Source organism: Stenotrophomonas testudinis (genome assembly GCF_024499815.1).
GTDB lineage: Bacteria > Pseudomonadota > Gammaproteobacteria > Xanthomonadales > Xanthomonadaceae > Stenotrophomonas.
In genome coordinates this window covers 143,089-163,620 of the sequence record NZ_JAMOKY010000001.1, presented here as the reverse complement: position 1 = coordinate 163,620, position 20,532 = coordinate 143,089, and the positions used below count along the sequence as shown (strand labels likewise).

Sequence of the window (20,532 nt, the reverse complement as noted above, 5' to 3'; positions counted from 1 at the left end):
GGAAGAAAAAAGACGGCCGGCAGTCGAAGCGACGTACCGGCCGGTCAGGGAAAAACGGTGGGGGAGGCGCCGCGCATCGCACGGGCACAGCCACCACGAGGCGTCGTGGTGTGGCAGCTCCGGGTTTTGCAGTTGGCGGTGTTCATGGTGGTTGCGTCTGAAACCAGGTCTTGAAATGAAAAAACCCGCACCGGGGCGGGTGCGGGTTTTTGTCGAGTTCCGGTGTGTCTGTTGCTTACACGCTGGCTCGTCCCGCACCTGTTGGCTGGGTAATAAGTACGAGCACGAGAATCGAACGCAGCGAGGCGGCGCCGGTGTCGGCGGCTTCAACGTGGGTTCGCAGTGGCGTGGTGTGGTGCAACATGTTGTCGAGAGAAACATGTGCGATTCGGCAGTGTCAACCCTGGCAACGGATATTTTTTTGGTTTCCGCTGCATCCGGCGCAATCGCTTGTGGCACAAGGATGGTTTCCGCAGAAAGTGTTTCGGTGAACCCGAATTCACTCTTTTCAGCGGGTTTTTTGCGCGGGAATGAGGGGCTTTCGCCGCTTCGCTCGCCGGGCACGACCCGGCGCTACCGGATCCCGTGCAGGTAGCGCCGGGCCCTGCCCGGCGGATTGCCGCCGCCTTCCATGACCTCTGCCCGATACCGCGTGAAGGCCGCAGCGGCGAAGATCGGGGGACCACCCTTTCCCCGGAATCCGACCGTGTCCCGACGCCTTGCCCGTTCTCTGCTGGCCGCTGCCGTGCTGGCTACGCTGCCGACCCTGGCCGCCGCCGCCGACCGCATCACCGGCCACACCTTCGCCACCCGCTCTGAGGTCATTGCCCCGCATGCCATGGCCGCCACCTCGCAGCCGCTGGCCACCCAGGTCGCGCTGGACGTGATGAAGGCCGGCGGCTCGGCGGTCGACGCCGCCATCGCCGCAAACGCCACCCTCGGCCTGATGGAGCCGACCGGCAACGGCGTGGGCGGCGACCTGTTCGCCATCGTCTGGGACCCCAAGACCCAGAAGCTGTACGGCTACAACGGCTCGGGCCGCTCGCCGAAGTCGCTGACCCTGGCCGAGTTCCAGCGCCGCGGCCTGAAGGACATCCCGGCCACCGGTCCGCTGCCGGTCTCGGTGCCCGGCGCGGTTGACGGTTGGTTCGCCCTGCACGAGCGCTTCGGCCGCAAGCCGATGGCCGACAACCTGGCCCCGGCCATCCGTTATGCCCGCGAGGGCCATCCGGTCGCCGAGGTCATCGCCTATTACTGGGACCGCTCGGTGCCCAAGCTGTCGCAGTACCCTGGCTTCAAGGAACAGTTCACGATCAACGGCCACGCCCCGCGCAAGGGCGAGATGTGGAAGAACCCGAACCTGGCAAATACCCTGCAGCAGATCGCCGACGGCGGCCGGGATGCTTTCTACAAGGGCGCCATCGCCCACACCATCGGCGACTACTTCAAGGCCAACGGCGGCTACCTGAGCTACCAGGACATGGCCGACCACCACGGCGAGTGGGTCGAGCCGGTCAGCAGCAACTACCGCGGCTACGACGTGTGGGAACTGCCGCCGAACAGCCAGGGCATCGCCGCGCTGCAGATCCTCAACGTGCTGGAAGGCTACGACTTCTCGAAGATCCCGTTCGGTTCGCCCGAGCACGTGCACCTGTTCGTCGAAGCCAAGAAGCTGGCGTTCGCCGACCGCGCGCGCTTCTACGCCGACATGGCCTTCCAGCCGGCACCGGTGCAGACGCTGATTTCCAAGGACTACGCCGCACAGCGCCGCGCGTTGATCTCGATGGACAAGGCGCTGAAGGAAGTGCAGCCGGGCACGCCGAAGCAGCTGGAGGAGGGCGATACGATCTACATGACCGTGGCCGACGCCGACGGCATGATGGTGTCGTTGATCCAGTCCAACTACCGCGGCATGGGCAGCGGCATGGCTCCTCCGGGCCTGGGCTTCATCCTGCAGGACCGCGGCGAGATGTTCGTGCTGCAGAAGAACCATCCCAACGGCTACGCACCGGGCAAGCGCCCATTCCAGACCATCATCCCGGGCTTCATCACCAAGGACGGCACGCCGTACGCCAGCTTCGGCGTGATGGGCGGCGCGATGCAGCCGCAGGGCCACGCGCAGATCGTGATGAACCTGGTGGACTTCGGCATGAACCTGCAGGAAGCCGGTGATGCACCGCGCATCCAGCACGAGGGCTCGACCGAACCGACCGGCCAGGCGACGGCGATGAGCGATGGCGGTGAAGTGAACCTGGAAACCGGCTTCCCGTACGAGACCGTGCGCGCGCTGATGCGCAAGGGGCATCGCATCGTGTTCGCCGACGGCCCGTATGGTGGCTACCAGGCGATCATGCGTGATCCGGAGAGCGGGGTTTACTACGGTGCTTCCGAGAGCCGCAAGGATGGGCAGGCGGCGGGGTACTGAGTTTCCCGGCCAACGGGCTGAGCCCCCTCTGCGATGGTGGTGGTATCAGTGATGCTGGGCTTGGCCGGGCGGGTGGGTTGTCTGGGGGACGCCGTGAATACGTCCCTGTAAGCTCGGTCGCCGCATCCATGCGGCTCACGCCCCCAGCCAACCCACCCGCCCGGCCACGGACAGTTTCCGTGGCCATCACCGCAGGAAAAGAAAGAAGAAGAGCAAGAGCAAGAGCAAAGGCGACAGCCACAGCCGCGCGCTTTGGGTGGGGTCGGATCCGTTTTCCGCAGGAAAACGGCTCCGGCCCCTTCTTGTTTTCCGATACACCTCTTCCACGCAAAGCGTGGAAAACCAACCGTCACCGAGAAACTGTCGGGGGTGGGGCGGTGTGGGTGGGCAGGACCGCAGGCGCCATGGATGGCGCCTACGAGCCCCCATGGACGGGTTTACGGCGTGTCCTGCCCGCCCACACCGCACCGCCCAACAAGAAGCAACCCAGAGCCGCTTCGGCCGTTGCCGTTGCATTGAGCAGGTGCAGGGCTGCAAGCCCTGCAGAAACACACTCAACCCTGATCCTGCGCCCGCGCCGCCTCCGCCTGCGTCTCCTCCTGCGCTGCCATCTCCCGCGCAATCCACGCATCGATCATGCGTCGCTGCCGCTGCGCTTGCCGCCGCTCCCGCGTGTACTCCTCGTCCAGCACCCGGTACAGCGACACCATCACCAGCACCATCAGCAGCGCGAACGGCAACGCCGCGATCGTGATCATGCCCTGCAGTGCATCCAGTCCGCCGGCCAGCAGCAGGGCCGCCGCGATCAATGCCACCGCTACGCCCCAGGCCAGCTTGCGCTTCAGCGGTGGATCGCCCGCTTCGTCGGTCGACATGCTGGCCAGCACCAGTACCGCCGAATCGGCCGAGGTCACGAAGAAGATCATCAGCAGGACCAGTGCCACGCAGGAAAGCAGCAACGGCATCGGCATGCTGTCGAACAGGGTGAACAGCACCGTCTCGTAGCCATTGCCCAGCGCCTGCACCAGATTGGCATCGCCGAAGATCTCTGCCCACAGTGCCGTGCCGCCGAATACGGAGAACCAGAAAAAGCCCAGCACCGTTGGGGCCAGCACGACACCGATGACGAACTCACGCACGCTGCGCCCGCGGGAAATGCGTGCGATGAACGAGCCCACGAACGGTGCCCAGGATATCCACCAGGCCCAATAGAAAATGGTCCAGTCCGCCACCCACGTACTGCCGGAGAATGGCGACATGCGCAGGCTCATGGTCACCAGTTGGTTGAGGTAGGAACCCAGCGTGGTAGTGAACGTATCAAAGATGAAGCCGGTTGGGCCAAGTACGAGCACGATGGCTGCCAGAAGTGCGGCCAGTGCAAGGTTGAAATTGGACAGCCACTTGACGCCGCGCTCGACACCACTGGCGGTGGAGGCCATGTAAAGCACGAACGCCACCGCGATGATGGTCATCTGCACGGCAACGGTTGCCTGGAGCCCGAACACGCGCTCGATGCCGGCGGCGATCTGGATGGTGCCGAAGCCCAGCGTGGTGGCGACACCGATCGCGGTGGCGACCACGGCGGCGACGTTCACCACCGTGCCGATCCAGCCGCGATGATGGCGACCGATGATCGGCTGCAGCATGTCACTGACCAGTCCGCGCCCATTGCGGTTGAACTGGAACCAGGCCATCGCCAGGCCGATCAATGCATAAATCGCCCACGGATGCAGGCCCCAGTGGAAGAATGCATAGCGCATTGATGCGCGCGCAGCCTCCATGCTCTGCGGCGCCAGTCCTTCCGGTGGCTTGGTGAAGTGGGAAATCGGCTCGGCCGCGCCCCAGAACACCAGGCCGATACCCATGCCGGCGGCGAACAGCATCGACATCCAGCTGGCCCGGGAGAACTCGGGTTCGGCGTCTTCGCCGCCGATGCGCAGATTGCCGAAGCGGCCAAAGGCCAGATACATCAGGAAGGTCAGCGCGAGGAACACGACGAGCAGATAGAGCCAGCCGACGCTGCGGATGACGTCGGCCAGTACCGACTGCACCACGGTATTGAAAGGGCCGGGCGCGAAACCAGCAAGGAGTACCAGTACGAGCACCAGTGCGATGGAAGCGCGAAACACCATGAAGGAGCTTCTCCGATCAAGGGATTGAGGGGAGCGAGCCAGAGCTTGCAGCGATGGCCGCGCATGCGGCACCGCATCACGTTACTGAACGGAATGTCATCGCTCCGTTAACGATGGGCGCTCTGTGCTCTAATGCGCGGCAAGAAGCGGGGGTACCGCGGCCTGGTGGTCGCGGTTGAGATAGTCCCTTGGAACCTGATCCGGCTCATACCGGCGTAGGGAAGCTTTGCAGTGCAGCCGCGCCCGGAGTCCGCCCAAGGACCGTCCGGGCGCGGTGCGCAGTGCGCCGCCGCTTCGTCCCTGACCTTTCCTGGACGATGCCCGATGAACGCACAGCTCTCCGCCCTGCAGCAGCAGGCCCAGCAACTCTCCGAATCGGTGACCCAGCCGATTGCCGGTTCGCGCAAGATCCATGTGTCGGGCTCGCGGCCTGACCTGCGTGTGCCCATGCGCGAAATCGTGCTGTCCCGCACGCCCGTGCTGTTCGGCGGCGGCGACAACGCGCCGGTCACGGTGTACGACACCTCCGGCCCCTATACCGACCCGGATGTGCGGATCGATCTCTCCGCAGGCCTGCCAGCGCTGCGCCGCGGCTGGGTGGAGGAGCGGGGCGACACCGAACAGCTCGATGGCCTGAGCTCGGCATTCGGTCGAGACCGCGAACACGATGCGAAGCTCGACCCCGTGCGCTTCCCCGCGCGCAACCTGCCACGGCGCGCGCGTGCCGGTGCCAATGTCACCCAGATGCACTACGCACGGCGCGGCATCATCACGCCGGAAATGGAATTCGTCGCCATCCGCGAGAACCAGCGGCTCGAAGCGATCCGCGATGCGGCGCTGCTGCAGCAGCATCCGGGGCAGTCGTTCGGCGCCTCTATCCAGAACATCATCACCGCCGAATTCGTCCGCGATGAAATCGCCCGCGGGCGCGCGGTGCTGCCCAACAACATCAACCACCCGGAAAGCGAGCCGATGATCATCGGCCGCAATTTCCTCACCAAGATCAACGCCAACATCGGCAACAGCGCGGTGTCCTCGGGCATCGCCGAGGAAGTGGAGAAACTGGTGTGGGCCATCCGCTGGGGCGGCGACACGGTGATGGACCTGTCCACCGGCAAGCACATCCACGAAACGCGCGAGTGGATCATCCGCAACTCGCCGGTGGCGATCGGCACCGTGCCGATCTACCAGGCGCTGGAGAAGGTCGACGGCCGCGCCGAAGCGCTGACCTGGGAAATCTTCCGCGACACGCTGATCGAACAGGCCGAGCAGGGCGTGGACTACTTCACCATCCATGCCGGTGTGCTGCTGCGCTACGTTCCGCTCACCGCCAAGCGCGTCACCGGCATCGTCAGCCGCGGCGGCTCGATCATGGCCAAGTGGTGCCTGGCACACCGCAAGGAGAACTTCCTCTACACGCATTTCGAAGACATCTGCGAAATCATGAAGGCCTACGACGTGACCTTCTCGCTGGGGGATGGCCTGCGCCCGGGCTGCATCGCCGATGCCAACGACGCGGCGCAGTTCGGTGAGCTGGAAACGCTGGGAGAACTGACGAAGATCGCCTGGAGGCACGACGTGCAGACCATGATCGAAGGACCCGGCCACGTGCCGATGCAGCTGATCAAGGAAAACATGGACAAGCAGCTGCACGAATGCGGCGAAGCGCCGTTCTACACGCTGGGGCCGCTGACCACCGACATCGCACCGGGGTACGACCACATCACCAGTGCCATCGGCGCGGCGATGATCGGCTGGTTCGGTACGGCCATGCTCTGCTATGTCACGCCGAAGGAACACCTGGGCCTGCCCAACCGGCAGGATGTGCGCGACGGCATCATGGCCTACCGCATCGCCGCGCATGCGGCAGACTTGGCCAAGGGCCATCCGGGTGCGCAGGTGCGCGACAACGCGCTGAGCAAGGCGCGTTTCGAGTTCCGCTGGGAAGACCAGTTCCACCTCGGCCTGGATCCGGAAAAAGCGAAGGCGTTCCATGACGAGACGCTGCCAAAGGATGCGCACAAGCAGGCGCACTTCTGTTCCATGTGCGGTCCGAACTTCTGCTCGATGAAGATCACCCAGGATGTGCGTGACCATGCCGAAGCGGGGTGGCAGCGGTAGCGCCGGGCCATGCCCGGCGAGCGGAGCGGCCTGTGGAAACCGCCGGGCATGGCCCGGCGCTACCACCACGCATCCACGCTGCACCGGCTATCCTCGCGCCACCACACAGGGGAAGGACGCCATGCCCGTTGCCATCACCACCCGTTGGCTGGCCATCGCCCGCCGTCATCCGTCGGCCTGGTTGCTGGGCGCGCAGCTGATCGCGGTGATGTTGTATCCGGCACTGGATGACACCGCAGGCGGGCGCGCCGCGTTGGGTGTGTTCGGTATGGCGGTGCTGGGGCTTGCGCTATGGGTGGTGCAGCGCAGCCCGCTGGGCACGTGGCTGGCGCTGGTGCTGGCGATCCCGTCGGTGGTGTTTTCCATTGCCGCGGCACTGCTGGACCGACCCGCGCTCGGAACCGCAGCGCAGCTTCTGGAAAGCCTGCTGTATTTCTATACGGCAGGCGCGTTGATCGCCTACATGCTGCAGGACCATAAGGTCACCCGCGATGAACTGTTTGCCGTTGGTGCTACGTTCACGTTGCTTGCGTGGGGATTCGCGTTCGCATTTGCGGTCTGCCAGCAGTGGTATCCGGGCAGTTTCCAGGGCAGTGGAGAGAGGCCGCAGCGCACCTGGATGGAACTGCTTTATCTGAGCTTCAGCTTGCTGTCCGGGGTGGGGCTCAGCGACGTCGTTCCGCTGCATCCACAGGCACGCGCTTTGGTCATGCTGGAGCAGTTTTCCGGTGTCATGTACGTCGCTCTGGTGGTTTCGCGACTCGTCGGATTGACCATGATCCGGCGGCTCTGAAAATGAACCCCAGATAAAAATTTCGCGCCCAAAGGGGCGCGAATGATGTTGCAGCTTATGTGAATGCGTCGGCGAGAGAGAGCCTGATGTCGACCACGCATAGGCGAGGTAACCTGCATAGGCTAATATTCGTCCGCTTAGTTTTTTTTGCGGTATGCGCCGATGCTTTTTGCGGAATCTGGCTTCTCGCTGTGCCTCGGACGGAATCGTGTCGATTGGCAGTTGCCTCCGTGGCCCGTTTCAGACTTTTAGCAACACATGACCAGCGAAACCCAGCCGCCTGAAGCCGACCGCATACGGATCGGCGATTGCACCGTGACGTTGTCCTCGCGCGAGGTTGATGTCGTGGGTGCGCGTCGACCGCGCCGGCTCACCCCGAAAGCGCTGGGCGTGCTGCGCGTGCTGCTGCGGCAGCCGGGCCGCGTGGTCACCCGCGAAGAACTGTTCGCGGAAGTGTGGCCGGATACGCTGCCGACCAATGATGTGCTGACCCAGGCCGTGACGCAGCTGCGCAAGGCGTTCAGCAGCGACCAGGACAACGGCCAGACCTACATCGAGACCATCGCCAAGACCGGCTATCGATTGCTGGTGCCGGTGCAGGTGCTGTCAGATGCCGCGCGTGAAAGTGCGGAGGATGCAGCATCGCCCGAAGCCCCCGCCGCTGATGAACCCGTGGCGGTGCTGCAGCCGGCAGCGAACGCGGCGGCGCGCCGTCGCTGGCGTTACTGGCGTCGTCGCCTGCTGCTGGCGCTGGGCGTGGCGATGCTGCTCGCGTTGCTGGTGCTGACGGTGTTGCTGGTGCGGCGTCCGTCGCCGGTGAGTTCGCCGGTGGATGCCGCAGTGGAAGATGGCACCCGCGTGATCGGCAGTCCCGAACGTCCGTATCGCCTGATCACCGCCACGGCTGGTTTCGAGACCTATCCCACGTTGTCGCCGGACGGTTCGCAGGTTGCCTATGAAGGCGCGAACGAGGACGGCAAGGGCGGCAACGCGATCAAGGTGCAGACTTCGGGCAACGCGCCGGCACGCCAGCTGCTGTCGCCGCCGGAAGGCGCCAACGATCGTTTCCCGACCTGGTCACCGGATGGCCGCGAAATCGCCTTTGCGCGTTTTGGTGCCAACGGTAGCTGTCAGGTGCTGGTGGCCAGTGCCACCGGCGGCGCGCTGCGCCAGGCCACGCGCTGCGATGGCACCGAACTGCTGAGCTTCGACTGGACGCCGGATGGCCGTGGCCTGGTGTTCGGCAGCATGGTCGGCCGTTACGCGCATCGCGGCATCCGCGTGCTGGATCTGCCCACCGGGCAGTGGCGGGCGATCGACTATGCGGTGGATGAGAGCGATTTCGACTATGCGCCGCGCTATTCGCCCGATGGCCGCTGGCTGGTCTTCGTGCGCAACCCGCAGCTGGGCGATCTGTGGCGCGTGCCAGCCACGGGCGGTACGCCCGAACAGCTGACCAATGAATCGGCCGAGCTGCGTGGCTGGGCCTGGCTCAGCGATGGCCGCACCATCGTGTTCGGTCGCCGCGTCGACAGCGAAGCCCGTCTGTACTACCTGGACGTGGCACGGCGCACCCTGCGTGACGCCGGCCTGGATGATGCGCAGTGGCCGGCGGTCTCGCGCCGCGGTGACATGCTGGCCTTCGTCCATCGGCGCGCCCAGTTCGGCGTCTTCAGGATGCCGTCGATTGGTGGCAGCGAGCGCTTGTTCGCTTCCAGTGGTCGTGACGCCCAGCCGATGCTGGCTCCCGATGGCCACCAGCTGGTCTTCAGCTCCGACCGCTCCGGCAGCTTCGCGCTGTGGTGGGCCGATCTGCAGCGGCCCGATTCGTTGCGGCCGATCGAGGGCCTGCGCCCGGAAGCCCGGCAGGCCCCGGACTGGTCCGAGGACAGCCGCCAGGTGCTGGTGGTGGGCCGCGATGACCACGGCAAGGCCGTGGTCTATGAGATCGCGCCCCGTGACGAGCGGCTGCAGCTGCTGCCGGTGCCGGTCGAGCAACCCCTGCAGGTGCTGTACGGGGCGGGCCCGGACCAGCTGTTGGTGCTCGAGCGCGGCGCGGACCAGCACACCCGCCTGAGCCTGTTCGACCGCAGCAGCCAGCCGTGGCGACGCCTGGCCAGCGTGGAAGGCGTCTCCCAGGCGCGTTTCGACCGCAGCGGTGGGCGGGTGGTGTTCACCCGGTTGGCGGCCAGCGGGCTGTGGTCGATCGATCCGGCCCTGGACCAGGCCAGCGTCCAGCAGATCAGCCAGGACCGGCCCAGCCGCTGGCGCTACCGGACCTGGACCGTGGCCGGGCAGGGCGCTGTGGACTACCTCGGCACCAGCAATGCCTGCGCCACCACCCTGGTGCGCCTGCGCGGCAATCAGGAGGACCCGGAGCGCTGCCTCGACGCGCAGCGGCTCAGTGCCGGCAACGGCCTGAGCGCCAGCGCCGATGGGAGTGACCTGTACCTGGCCTTGGCCGTGACCGACGGGGCCGACATCGGCGTCATGCACCTGCCCAAGGCGGCGCCGTCGTTATTCCCTGCCTTCAGCAAGTTGTTGATCTTCAACGACAATGGGCCTTCGTAATTTCTTCGTGCCGCTCTCGTCGCGAATTCGTGGCGATCTCGTCAGACTTTCCTGACGCGGAAGCACCTGATTGGGCAAAACGGAGGCCTGTACTTGGCAAATCCGTGGTGCCCTCATGCGTCAACTCTCCCTGGCCGATCGCGGCCAAACCGTGTCCCTCGACAAGGCCGTCGACGATGTAGCCCCGACCTGCCTGGGCGTTGCCCGCCTGGGCAGCCTGCAGACCGCCGGCGTCAACTTCACCGTGTGGATGCAGGTGCGTGGCACCTCCTGGGTGGAAGCGAAGGAAGGCCGGTTCCGGCTGCGCCAGGGCGAGTGGATCGCGTTCGAGAAGGAGTCGCGCCCGCTGGTGCAGGCCGGCCGCAATGGCCTGTGCGTGGGCCTGAGCCTGAACCCCGAGGCGCTGCGGGTGCTGGCCGAGATGGCCGACTGCGGTCTGTACGCCGGCCGTGGCCGGATGAGCCGCAGCGACGCCCGCGTCGGCCTGCGCCTGTGGCGTGAGGCACTGGCCAATGGCCTGCCGGCGCCGTCGCTGCGTCCGCTGCTGCTGCACCTGGCCGGTCTGCAGCGCAGCCTGGCCGACAACGTGCAGCGCTGCCCGGGCCGCTCGCGCAGCCGCAAGCGCCAGGTGTTCGGCCGCATGCAGCGCGCCCGCCTGTACCTGGAAGGCAACAGCCACCGCGTGGTGCGCATCGGCGAACTGGCCGAGCTGACCAACTTCTCCAGCTGGTATCTCTCCAAGACCTTCCAGAGCCTGTACGAGGAAAGCCCGCAGTCGCTGTCGGCGCGCCTGCGGCTGGAACGTGCGGCGGATCTGCTGCGCGACACCGACATGATGGTCGGCGAAGTGGCGGCGGCCAGTGGCTTCGACAACTGCTGCAGCTTTGCCCGCGCCTTCCGTGCGCGCTATGGCACCTCCGCATCGCGTTTTCGTGAAAACGGCGCGAAGCTTCCGCCACAATCGGCAAAGTCTCCGGGTGTGTCGCGCAAATACAGCGCTGCAACGCAATCGTAACGTGCTGGGGTGTTTTAACACGCTGCTAACACGTACCTTGGAGAGATTGATGAACTTCCGTAATCCCGCAGTGCGGCTCGGCCTCCTGCCGGCCGGCATTGCGCTGGCGCTGACGCCGGCGTTTGCTTCCGCACAGGAAGCGGCTTCTGGCACCACCGACCTCGATCGCATTTCGGTCACCGGTTCGCGCATCCGCGGCGCCGCCGTTGAGACCCAGCAGCCGATCGTGACGCTGAGCCGTGAAAACCTGGAAAAGCAGGGCTACACCTCCGTGGCCGATGTGCTGCAGAACCTCACCTCGGCAGGCTCGCCGGCCATCTCCCGTTCGGAGTCGCTGGCATCGGGCGAGAACGTCGGCGGCTACTATGTTGACATCCGCAACCTGGGTGCCCAGCGCACCCTGGTGCTGATGAACGGCAAGCGCCTGGGCGCGACCACTGCCGGCTACCAGGACCTGAGCCAGATTCCGATGGCCGCTGTGGAGCGCATCGAGATTCTGAAGGACGGCGCTTCGGCCATCTACGGCTCGGACGCGATCGCCGCAGTCGTCAACGTCATCACCCGCAAGCGCGTCGACGGCGCCGAAGCCAGCGTCTACGTCGGCCAGTACGGCCAGGGCGACGGTGACACCACCACCTACGCCTTCACCCTGGGCAGCGTCGGTGAGCGTGGTGGCGTCACGCTTTCGGCCGAGTACTCGAAGCAGGATCCGGTCTGGGCGCGCAATCGCTGGTTCAGCCGTGACGGCAACGCGGGCCCGAACTACCCCGGCTCCGGCAACAGCCCGATCAACCAGAAGGGTGCATTCTGCGATCCCTGCGTAACCCCGGATCTGGAGCAGGGCGACCCCGGCTACGTCGGTCCGAGCGCCCAGCGTTGGTACACGCTGCGCGACGGTGGCAACCCGGCCAACCGCGCCGATTACCGCCTGGAGACCAGTGCCGACGCCGTCAATGCCAACCAGCAGATGATGGTGCAGACCGGTATCGAGCGTAAGTCGCTGTATGTCAACGGCAATTACGACTTCACCGACTCGATCGCGTTCAATGCAGATGTCCTGTACAACGAGCGCAATACCACCCAGCAGATTGCCGGCTACCCGTACCAGTCTGCGTCTTTCGGCACTCCGCTGTCGGCTGACAGCGCGTTCAACCCGACCGGCGAAGACCTGACCTTCCGTCGTCGCCTGTGGGAAGTTCCGCGTACCACGGACAGCCAGGTCAAGACCCTGCGTTTTGCTCCGACCATCAGCGGCTTCTTCGACTTCGCCGGCAAGACCTTCGACTGGGACGTCGGCGCGCTGTGGAACCGTAACGAAACCACCAAGCGTGGTCACGGCGACATGAGCCTGATCGCTTCCGAGCAGGCGCTGGGCCCGTCCTTCATTGGTGCAGACGGCGTAGCACGATGCGGCACCAGCATGGCCGACGCGATCGCCACCAGCAACTGCCGCCCGTGGAACCCGCTGCTTCCGTTCGGCGTTGCAGGTGCAGGCTCGCTGGCTGATCAGGCCACGCAGGACTTCCTGTTCCCGTACTTCACCGACACCGGCCTGACCAAGACCACCAGCTTCACCGCCAACCTGGCCGGTTCCATCGTGACCCTGCCGGCCGGTGACCTCGGCTTCGCGGTCGGCGTCGAGCACCGCAAGGAAGAAGGCCGCTTCTCGCCGGACGCCTTCGCACAGTCGGGGCAGTCGACCGGCCTGGGCGCGCAGACCACCCAGGGCGAGTACTCGCTCGATGAGGTCTACCTGGAACTGAACGTGCCGGTCCTGAGCGACGTGCCGTTCGCCAAGGAACTGACGCTGAATGCCGCCACCCGTTACTCGGACTACAGCAACTTCGGTGACACGCTGAATTCGAAGTTCGGGTTCACCTGGCGTCCGATGGATGAGCTGCTGGTCCGCGGTACCTGGGCCGAGGGCTTCCGTGCCCCGACCATCGACAATCTGTATGGCGGTCTGAGCAGCAGCTTCGAGTCCTACACTGATCCGTGCGGCATCACCGCGCCGGGCTCCGTCAACGGCAACGCTGCCTGCTCGGCCGGCGGTGTTCCGGTTGGCTTCACGCAGTTGGGCCAGGGCCTGACCCCGTGCACCTCGACCCCCTGCGCGACCCCGGACCAGTTCATCTCCGGCGCCAACCCGAACCTGACCCCGGAAACCTCGAAGAGCACGACGGTGGGCCTGGTGTGGAGCCCGCGCTGGGTGCAGGGCCTGGACATCTCGCTGGATTGGTACAAGTACGAAATCAGCGACATGATCATCGCTGACAGCGTCGACCGTATCCTGCGTGACTGCTACGTGCTGGGCGATGCCTCGCGCTGCGGTTCGCACACCCGCGCTGCTGACGGCCACATCAACTCGATGACCTACGGTCTGGCCAACCTCGGCCAGATGGAAACGCAGGGCTACGACCTGGGCATCAAGTACCGCCTGCCGGAAATGGCTATCGGTCAGTTCGCCATTGACTGGCAGACCAGCTACCTGGCCAAGTACGACGAGCAGGGCCAGAACGCCGACGGCAATTCCATCACCATCGGCCGTGTTGGCGAAGCGGGCCTGTTCCGCGTGCGTTCGAACGTGGGCGTGACCTGGTCGCTGGGTGACTTCGGTGTGGCTTACACCGCTCGTTACTATTCGGGCATGAACGAAGCCTGCGTTGCAAACCGTCCGTGCGATCTGCCGGACCGTCTGCAGAACGGCGAAGGTGCACCGCTGCGCAAGACCGGCTCCAACACCTTCCACGACCTGCAGGTCAACTGGAAGGCTCCGTGGGATGCCACCATCGCCCTGGGCGCCAACAATGTGTTCGACCACAAGGGTCCGATCATGTTCACCCAGCCGAACTCGAACTTCGCCTATTACGGTGGCTTCGACGTGGGTCGCTTCCTGTACATGAAGTACACCCAGCGCTTCTGATCCATCGAAGCGTCGCAACACGCAACACAGGAGGGCGGACCGCAAGGTCCGCCCTCCTTCTTTGTGCAGGGTTCTCTGGATCTTGTGTAGGAAAAATCTGAGTGGCGGCGGAGGGTGATACCGATCACGGTCGGGCGCTGTCGCATCCAGCACATTGGCGTTGTCCAATGACGGACGCCTGGAGATGGATATGAAAGCCACGCTCTTGAACAAGCTCTCTGCGGCCGTGCTGATCTACGCCACGCTGGCCGGATCGGCATCAGCCCAGAACCTCATCATCTGCGCCGGTGGCCGCTATTGCGCCGAACTGCGCCAGGAGTGCCTCGCCTCAGGCCAGCTGCCCGCGTACTGCGAGGCGCTGTGGCGCGATTGCGTGCTGGACGCCTGTCCCCAGCGCTGAAACGACGATGGCGCGCCTCACGGCGCGCCATCCTGGGGAACTACGGCTTCGGGCAGGATCAGGCTTCGGTCGGTAGCAGCCCCATCAGGCTGTTGGCATGCTCGCGCCACTGCGGCAGCTTGTTCAGTACGCCGGCACGCTGCAGGTAGTCCTCGTCCACCGGGTCGCCGTTGACCAGTGCCAGCGCCACATGCACCGCACCGGTCACCCAGAAGCTGCGCGTGTTGGCCCGCTGCGGCTGCAGGTGGAAGGCCACCGCTTCGATGATCGGCATCGGCAGGCCCCACAGGCCCAGCAGGTAGGCGCCGGCCTCGGCATGGCCCGGGCGCGGATCGTCGGCCTGCGCCGGTTCACTGCGCTCGTTGCGCACGCCCGGCAGCAGCAGACCAATATTGGCCAGCAGGGCGGCCGTTGCGCCCAGCTCGGCACTGGATTCGGGCAGCAGGCGCGCGGCCAGGCGCGAGGCCATCAGCGCGCGCTGCTGCAGCGAATTGCGCTCTGCTGTGGACAGTGTCGGTGTGGAAAACACTTCGCTGGCCAGCACCAGGTCGCGCAGCGTGGCCAGGCCCAGGCGGGTCACCGCAGTGCGCAGGTCGGCAATGGTGCGGCCCTGGCTGAAGAACGCCGAATTGGACAGTTGCAGCACCTTGGCAGCAATCGCCGGATCGGCGGCCACCAGCTTGGCCACGTCGGCACTGTCGGTGTCGTCGTCATGCTCCAGCGCTTGGGTCAGACTCAGGTACAGGTGCGGCGGCGAGGGCAGCTTCTCGATACGGCCGATCGCATCGCGCAGGCGCGGGCTGTCGAGCACCTCGCGCAGCTCTTCCAGGCTGGTCAGCGCTTCCAGCAGCACTTCCGGCGCCAGCGGCAGTGGCAGGAAGCGGTGGGCCACGCCGATCAGGCGCGCCGGCGGCGGCCGGTTGCCATGCTGGGCATCGACCAGTGCGATACGGATGGTTTCAGGCCGCAGCGTGCGGATCTGACCCAGCAACGTGGTTGCATTGAGGTCGGGCAGCTGCGGGCAGACGATCACCGCATCCACGCCCTGCGCCGCCACCGCGGACATCGCAGTGTGGCCATCGAAGGCGGTCAGCGGTTGCCATTCTTCCCCAAGATCGGCAATGAACTCGCTCAGCTCAGCCGGCAGGCTGGCTGAATCCCCAACTAGCAGAATACGCACGACACATTCCCCTGGCTGTCTCGACGGCGTGCGTCGATGACGTGTGAAGTGACGCAATTTACCTAATATGGCGCCAACAGTGATGGGCCGCAGTGTTGAAACGTGACCAGCATCGCTCCGGCGCGTGGCACCGGAGCGATCCTGTTCAGACTCAGGCCTTGCTGTCGAGGTGGCGCTGGTGCGCCTCGATCAGGATCTGCTTGGCCTCGGCCGCGCCACCCCAACCGTCCAGCTTGACCCACTTGCCCTTTTCCAGGTCCTTGTAGTGCTCGAAGAAGTGGCCGATGCGCTCCAGCCAGTGGCTGGACACCTGGGCGATGTCTTCGACGTGGGCGTAGCCGCTGAAGATCTTCGAGACCGGCACGGCCAGGATCTTTTCGTCGCTGCCAGCCTCATCGCTCATCTTCAGCACGCCGACCGGACGGCAGCGCACGACCGAACCCGGGACCAGCGGCAGCGGCAGCACCACCAGCACGTCGGCCGGGTCGCCATCGCCACACAGGGTGCTCGGCACGTAGCCGTAGTTGCACGGGTAGCGCATCGGGGTCGACAGGATGCGGTCGACGAAGATCGCGCCGGTTTCCTTGTCCACTTCGTACTTCACCGGCTCCGAGTCCTTCGGGATCTCGATGATGACGTTGATTTCTTCCGGCGGGTTCTTGCCGGGCGAGACGAGTTCCAGACCCATGGTGTGCTCCAGGTGGGGGATGTGGACGGATAGCCCACCATTTTATGCCTTTGCCGGGCGCTGTGCAGGGTAGGGCGGCGCCGACCTTGGTAGGGGCCCCTGGCGGAGGCGTCTGGGCGGGGTTTCCCGATGGGGGCGGGGGCGCGTGGCGGCGCAGGCTGGATCCTCATTCCCGAGGAGCACCGCCATGACCTGGATACGCTGCTGTGGCCTTGCCGTACTGCTGTCCGTCGCCCCGCCGGTGGTCGCCGGCAGCCATGTCGACCTGGTCGATTTCCCCACCAGCGAGGCCAACTGGGACCGTTTCTACGACCTGGAAGCAGCCCTGATGCGGAGCTTCGACCACATCTGCGCCGACACGATCTGCGCGGGCGACTACAGCAACTACCGGGTCATGCAGGTGCGCTGCGCCGTGCAGCTGGCGGCGGCGGTGGTCACCCGCTGCACCTGGGTGGTGGCGGCCAGCGAGCTGCGCGTGCAGCCCGCCACCGGCGAGGTGCAGGTGGACAACGGTCGCTGGGTCTGCCCGGCCGACCTGCTGCCCGGGGTGCCGGTGGAAGCCTTCCATGCGTCGCTTGCCGCCCCCGGCGGCCTGGTGGCGCCGTTGCCGGTGGTCGGTCGCAGCCTGTTTTCCGGCCTGTTCGAGTGCCTGCAGGGCCCGGGGGTGCAGCCATGAGGCGTGCCCTGTCGTTGGTGATCGGCCTGCCGCTGTGCCTGGCCAGCCTGCCCGCCGTCGCCGCGGACCGCTTCGTCGATGCCCGTCTCCATCCCGACCAGGCCAGTGGCTGGGAGCGTTTCCGCAACGTCGAGCGCGCGCTGGAGGCCGGCTTCGATGATGTCTGCGGCGATACCTTCTGCGAAGGGGAGTACTACAACCTGCAGCCCATGCGCCTGCGCTGCTCGGTCGAGCGGGCCACCGGTCAGGTGGCCGCCTGCACGTGGACTTTCGTCGGCAGCAGCACCTCGGTACGCAGTGATGGCAGCATCGATGTCGACCTGCGCAGCTATGCCTGCGTGCTGCCGCTGGCTGTGGGCACGCCCTTGGAGAGCCTGCTGCAGGCGCTGGAAGCCGTCCCTCCACGGGATTCGATCGATGTGCCGTTGCCGGGCACCTCGACCAGCGTCTACGACGGCCTGACCGAGTGCCTGTAACCAGAGGATTTCAGTTCGCGGCGGCGGCCTGCACTGCGTCCTGATGCAGTGCTTCGTTCAACTCATCCACCACCGTCGTCCAGGCCGCGTCCGCCTGCAGCGATTCGGCAAGGAACTGCCGCTGAGCATCGCTCCAGAATGGGGCGTCGGCCACTTCCACCCCGGTGGCGAGCTGATGGCTGCTGATGAAGCTGGCGATCCCCTCGGGGCTCTCTTCAAGGCCCAGCTGCAGGAACAGATTGGTCATGCTCGGTTCGGTGGTGATCATTGCGACAGCCTGGCAAAGGAAAGGTAAGCTGCATTATCTATGTCTTCCGTCGTCCCGTGATGAACACCCCAGACGCGTGCGGTTGCAACCGCAGCGCCCTTCTGAAAGCCGCAACGCGGGCCAGCCACGACGCGCTAGACAAGCGCATCCTGGCCGAAGGCATTTTCGCTGACCGCGCCCGCTTCGGCCGTTTCCTGAAAGTGCAGTACCGCTTCCATCGCAGTGTTGACGCGCTTTATGGCATGCCGACGCTGATGGCGTTGCTGCCGGATCTGCCAGAGCGCCGTCGGCTGCAGCAGGTCCGCCGTGACCTCCTTGATCTTGGCGTGGAACTGCCGGCGCAGGATCCCGATGCCCGTTTGCCCGGTGCATCGCTGCCGGAAGCACTGGGCTGGATGTACGTCGCCGAAGGGTCCAGTCTCGGCGCCGCCGTGCTCTACCGGATGGCCGCCGCGCTGGGGCTGGACCACCGGTTCGGGGCCCGCCACCTGGCCGGGCACCCTGACGGGGTGGCCGTGCACTGGCGCCGATTCACTACGGCGCTGGATGCAGTAGCGCTGACCCCAGGGCAGATTGAGCAGATGATCGATGCCGCCAACATCGCTTTCCGCAGCGTCCACGCCCATGTGGAGAAGGAGTTCGCTCGCTGAACTGCCTGGTGGAGCCGGGCCCAGGCTCGGCTGCTCCAGCCTGCGACGGGCTCGGAGCGCCCGGTAAAGGGCTCCGAGCGCCGCTGCGCGGATCTACAGAAGCGGCACCAGCAGCAGCGCCACGATGTTGATGATCTTGATCAGCGGATTGATCGCCGGGCCGGCGGTGTCCTTGTACGGGTCACCGACGGTGTCACCGGTCACCGCGGCCTTGTGCGCCTCGCTGCCCTTGCCGCCGAAGTGGCCATCTTCGATGTACTTCTTGGCGTTGTCCCAGGCACCGCCACCGGTGGTCATCGAAATGGCCACGAACAGGCCGGTGACGATGGTGCCGATCAGCAGGCCGCCCAGCGCACGTGGCCCCAGCAGCAGGCCCACCACCACCGGCACGGCCACCGGCAGCAGCGAAGGCACGATCATTTCGCGGATGGCCGAGCGGGTCAGCATGTCCACGGCCTTGTCGTACTGCGGCTTGCCGGTGCCCTGCATGATGCCGGGAATCTCGCGGAACTGGCGCCGCACTTCCTCCACCACCGCACCGGCCGCGCGGCCGACCGCTTCCATCGCCATCGCGCCGAACAGGTAGGGAATCAGGCCACCGATCAGCAGGCCGATGATCACCGTGTGGTCGCTGAGGTCGAAGCGGAACTCCTGGCCCGGGTTGGCCGCCTGCAGGTTGTGCGTGTAGTCGGCGAACAGCACCAGCGCGGCCAGCGCCGCCGAGCCGATCGCATAGCCCTTGGTCACCGCCTTGGTCGTGTTGCCCACGGCGTCCAGCGGATCGGTGATGTCGCGGATGTCCGAGGGCAGCTCGGCCATCTCGGCGATGCCACCGGCGTTGTCGGTGATCGGCCCGTACGCATCCAGGGCCACGATCATGCCGGCCATCGACAGCATCGCGGTCGCGGCGATGGCGATGCCGTACAGGCCGGCCAGCGCATGCGCGCCCCAGATCGCCGCACACACCGACACCACCGGCAGCGCGGTGGACTTCATCGAGATGCCCAGGCCGGCGATGATGTTGGTGCCGTGGCCGGTGGTCGAGGCCTGCGCGACGTGCTGCACCGGCTTGTACTGCGTGCCCGTGTAGTACTCGGTGATCCACACGATCAGGCCGGTCAGCACCAGACCGATCAGCGCGCAGCCGTACAGCGCCATCGGGCCATGCACGTTGTCGCTCATCAGCCCGGTGGTGATCGGGTAGAACGCGATGGCCGCCAGCACGCCGGAGACGATCACGCCCTTGTACAGCGCACCCATGATCGAGCCGCCTGGCTTCACCTTCACGAACAACGCACCGATGATCGACGCGATGATCGACACCCCGCCCAGCACCAGCGGGTAGAGCACCGCGTTGGCACCGGCCTCGCTCAGCATCAGGCTGCCCAGCAGCATCGTGGCGATGACGGTGACCGCATAGGTTTCGAACAGGTCGGCGGCCATGCCGGCGCAGTCGCCCACGTTGTCACCGACGTTGTCGGCGATCACCGCCGGGTTGCGCGGGTCGTCCTCGGGAATGCCGGCTTCCACCTTGCCCACCAGGTCGGCGCCGACGTCGGCACCTTTGGTGAAGATGCCGCCGCCGAGGCGGGCGAAAATCGAGATCAGCGAGGAGCCGAAGGCGAGGCCGACCAGGGCGTGCAGCGCCTGTTCCATCGGCAGCCCCATGCGCAGCAGCAGTGCGTAGTAGCCGGCCACGCCCAGCAGGCCGAGGCCGACCACCAGCATGCCGGTGATGGCGCCGCCGCGGAACGCCACGTCCATCGCCGCGCTGATGCCGTTGCGCGCGGCTTCGGCGGTTCGCACGTTGGCGCGGACCGAGACGTTCATGCCGATGTAGCCGGCCGCGCCGGACAGCACCGCGCCGACCGCGAAACCAATGGCCGTATACCAGCTGAGGAACACGCCGACCAGCACGAACAGCACCACGCCGGCCACGCCGATGGTCAGGTACTGGCGGTTGAGGTAGGCGCGCGCGCCTTCCTGGATCGCGGTGGCGATCGCGATCATGCGTTCATTGCCGGTGGGTTGGCGCAGGATCCAGCGCGCCGAGATGATCCCGTAGAGGATCGCGAGAATGGCGCAGCCCAGCGCCAGTGACAGCCCATGACGTTCCAGCATCAGACCCCTCCGCAGAATGGATGGTGAGCATCCAGTGGCGATGAACGGCACCACGAGGGGGACGACGGGTTGCAGCCTGGAACCAACCCGTGC

Annotated in this window: 15 protein-coding genes and 1 riboswitch; of the genes, 10 read left to right on the top strand and 5 right to left on the bottom strand. The window is 65.8% G+C overall.

Going from position 1 to position 20,532, the window contains the following annotated elements; all coding sequences use genetic code 11:
- Positions 1 to 706 precede the first annotated feature (706 nt).
- On the top strand, positions 707 to 2,425 hold the full coding sequence (gene ggt, locus NQ204_RS00735) for a gamma-glutamyltransferase (protein WP_116863942.1): 1,719 nt from the start codon (positions 707 to 709) through the stop codon (positions 2,423 to 2,425).
- 554 nt (positions 2,426 to 2,979) lie between these two features.
- On the opposite strand, the gene NQ204_RS00730 is transcribed toward ggt, so the two are convergent.
- The gene (locus NQ204_RS00730) at positions 2,980 to 4,557 is read right to left on the bottom strand and encodes a BCCT family transporter (protein WP_256642857.1); all 1,578 of its coding nucleotides are present in this window, start codon (positions 4,555 to 4,557) and stop codon (positions 2,980 to 2,982) included.
- 138 nt (positions 4,558 to 4,695) lie between these two features.
- Positions 4,696 to 4,797, top strand: a riboswitch (TPP riboswitch).
- 84 nt (positions 4,798 to 4,881) lie between these two features.
- Here NQ204_RS00730 and thiC point away from each other — a divergent pair.
- From thiC to NQ204_RS00700, 6 genes are all read left to right on the top strand, one after another.
- On the top strand, positions 4,882 to 6,678 hold the full coding sequence (gene thiC, locus NQ204_RS00725) for a phosphomethylpyrimidine synthase ThiC (RefSeq protein WP_256642792.1): 1,797 nt from the start codon (positions 4,882 to 4,884) through the stop codon (positions 6,676 to 6,678).
- 121 nt (positions 6,679 to 6,799) lie between these two features.
- The gene (locus NQ204_RS00720; RefSeq protein WP_256642791.1) at positions 6,800 to 7,471 is read left to right on the top strand and encodes an ion channel; all 672 of its coding nucleotides are present in this window, start codon (positions 6,800 to 6,802) and stop codon (positions 7,469 to 7,471) included.
- 258 nt (positions 7,472 to 7,729) lie between these two features.
- Positions 7,730 to 10,042: a winged helix-turn-helix domain-containing protein gene (locus NQ204_RS00715; RefSeq protein WP_256642790.1), complete on the top strand. Its 2,313-nt coding sequence runs from the start codon at positions 7,730 to 7,732 to the stop codon at positions 10,040 to 10,042.
- A 115-nt stretch (positions 10,043 to 10,157) separates the two neighbouring features.
- Positions 10,158 to 11,057, top strand: a complete 900-nt coding sequence (locus NQ204_RS00710) for a helix-turn-helix domain-containing protein (protein ID WP_116865095.1) — start codon at positions 10,158 to 10,160, stop codon at positions 11,055 to 11,057.
- Between the two features lie 49 nt (positions 11,058 to 11,106).
- Positions 11,107 to 13,980: a TonB-dependent receptor plug domain-containing protein gene (locus tag NQ204_RS00705; protein WP_116865094.1), complete on the top strand. Its 2,874-nt coding sequence runs from the start codon at positions 11,107 to 11,109 to the stop codon at positions 13,978 to 13,980.
- A gap of 190 nt (positions 13,981 to 14,170) precedes the next feature.
- On the top strand, positions 14,171 to 14,380 hold the full coding sequence (locus NQ204_RS00700; RefSeq protein WP_116864558.1) for a hypothetical protein: 210 nt from the start codon (positions 14,171 to 14,173) through the stop codon (positions 14,378 to 14,380).
- Between the two features lie 58 nt (positions 14,381 to 14,438).
- Here the strand turns inward: NQ204_RS00700 and NQ204_RS00695 are convergent, their stop codons facing one another.
- Together NQ204_RS00695 and ppa are read right to left on the bottom strand one after the other, a co-directional pair.
- Positions 14,439 to 15,560: an HDOD domain-containing protein gene (locus tag NQ204_RS00695; protein WP_256642789.1), complete on the bottom strand. Its 1,122-nt coding sequence runs from the start codon at positions 15,558 to 15,560 to the stop codon at positions 14,439 to 14,441.
- A 151-nt stretch (positions 15,561 to 15,711) separates the two neighbouring features.
- On the bottom strand, positions 15,712 to 16,248 hold the full coding sequence (gene ppa / locus NQ204_RS00690; RefSeq protein WP_005410935.1) for an inorganic diphosphatase: 537 nt from the start codon (positions 16,246 to 16,248) through the stop codon (positions 15,712 to 15,714).
- 187 nt (positions 16,249 to 16,435) lie between these two features.
- On the opposite strand from ppa, the gene NQ204_RS00685 reads away from it, so the two are divergent.
- On the top strand, positions 16,436 to 16,924 hold the full coding sequence (locus NQ204_RS00685) for a hypothetical protein (protein WP_256642788.1): 489 nt from the start codon (positions 16,436 to 16,438) through the stop codon (positions 16,922 to 16,924).
- The gene (locus NQ204_RS00680) at positions 16,921 to 17,400 is read left to right on the top strand and encodes a hypothetical protein (protein ID WP_256642787.1); all 480 of its coding nucleotides are present in this window, start codon (positions 16,921 to 16,923) and stop codon (positions 17,398 to 17,400) included. The genes NQ204_RS00685 and NQ204_RS00680 overlap by 4 nt, the downstream gene beginning before the upstream one ends.
- Positions 17,401 to 17,410: 10 nt before the next feature.
- Here NQ204_RS00680 and NQ204_RS00675 read toward each other — a convergent pair whose 3' ends face one another.
- Positions 17,411 to 17,668 (bottom strand): DUF2789 domain-containing protein, encoded by a 258-nt coding sequence (locus NQ204_RS00675; protein WP_116864554.1) that lies wholly within the window; start codon positions 17,666 to 17,668, stop codon positions 17,411 to 17,413.
- Between the two features lie 59 nt (positions 17,669 to 17,727).
- On the opposite strand from NQ204_RS00675, the gene NQ204_RS00670 reads away from it, so the two are divergent.
- Complete coding sequence (locus NQ204_RS00670) at positions 17,728 to 18,318, top strand: biliverdin-producing heme oxygenase (protein WP_116864553.1); 591 nt, start codon at positions 17,728 to 17,730, stop codon at positions 18,316 to 18,318.
- A gap of 93 nt (positions 18,319 to 18,411) precedes the next feature.
- Here NQ204_RS00670 and NQ204_RS00665 read toward each other — a convergent pair whose 3' ends face one another.
- Positions 18,412 to 20,439: a sodium-translocating pyrophosphatase gene (locus NQ204_RS00665; protein ID WP_256642786.1), complete on the bottom strand. Its 2,028-nt coding sequence runs from the start codon at positions 20,437 to 20,439 to the stop codon at positions 18,412 to 18,414.
- Between the last annotated feature and the right edge of the window lie 93 nt (positions 20,440 to 20,532).

Coding starts and splice junctions, on each gene's coding strand:
- NQ204_RS00730 (WP_256642857.1), bottom strand. CDS start 4,557: ATGGTGTTTCGCGCTTCCATCGCACTGGTGCTCGTACTGGTACTCCTT.
- thiC (WP_256642792.1), top strand. CDS start 4,882: ATGAACGCACAGCTCTCCGCCCTGCAGCAGCAGGCCCAGCAACTCTCC.
- NQ204_RS00720 (WP_256642791.1), top strand. CDS start 6,800: ATGCCCGTTGCCATCACCACCCGTTGGCTGGCCATCGCCCGCCGTCAT.
- NQ204_RS00715 (WP_256642790.1), top strand. CDS start 7,730: ATGACCAGCGAAACCCAGCCGCCTGAAGCCGACCGCATACGGATCGGC.
- NQ204_RS00710 (WP_116865095.1), top strand. CDS start 10,158: ATGCGTCAACTCTCCCTGGCCGATCGCGGCCAAACCGTGTCCCTCGAC.
- NQ204_RS00705 (WP_116865094.1), top strand. CDS start 11,107: ATGAACTTCCGTAATCCCGCAGTGCGGCTCGGCCTCCTGCCGGCCGGC.
- NQ204_RS00700 (WP_116864558.1), top strand. CDS start 14,171: ATGAAAGCCACGCTCTTGAACAAGCTCTCTGCGGCCGTGCTGATCTAC.
- ppa (WP_005410935.1), bottom strand. CDS start 16,248: ATGGGTCTGGAACTCGTCTCGCCCGGCAAGAACCCGCCGGAAGAAATC.
- NQ204_RS00685 (WP_256642788.1), top strand. CDS start 16,436: ATGACCTGGATACGCTGCTGTGGCCTTGCCGTACTGCTGTCCGTCGCC.
- NQ204_RS00680 (WP_256642787.1), top strand. CDS start 16,921: ATGAGGCGTGCCCTGTCGTTGGTGATCGGCCTGCCGCTGTGCCTGGCC.
- NQ204_RS00675 (WP_116864554.1), bottom strand. CDS start 17,668: ATGATCACCACCGAACCGAGCATGACCAATCTGTTCCTGCAGCTGGGC.
- NQ204_RS00670 (WP_116864553.1), top strand. CDS start 17,728: ATGAACACCCCAGACGCGTGCGGTTGCAACCGCAGCGCCCTTCTGAAA.
- NQ204_RS00665 (WP_256642786.1), bottom strand. CDS start 20,439: ATGCTGGAACGTCATGGGCTGTCACTGGCGCTGGGCTGCGCCATTCTC.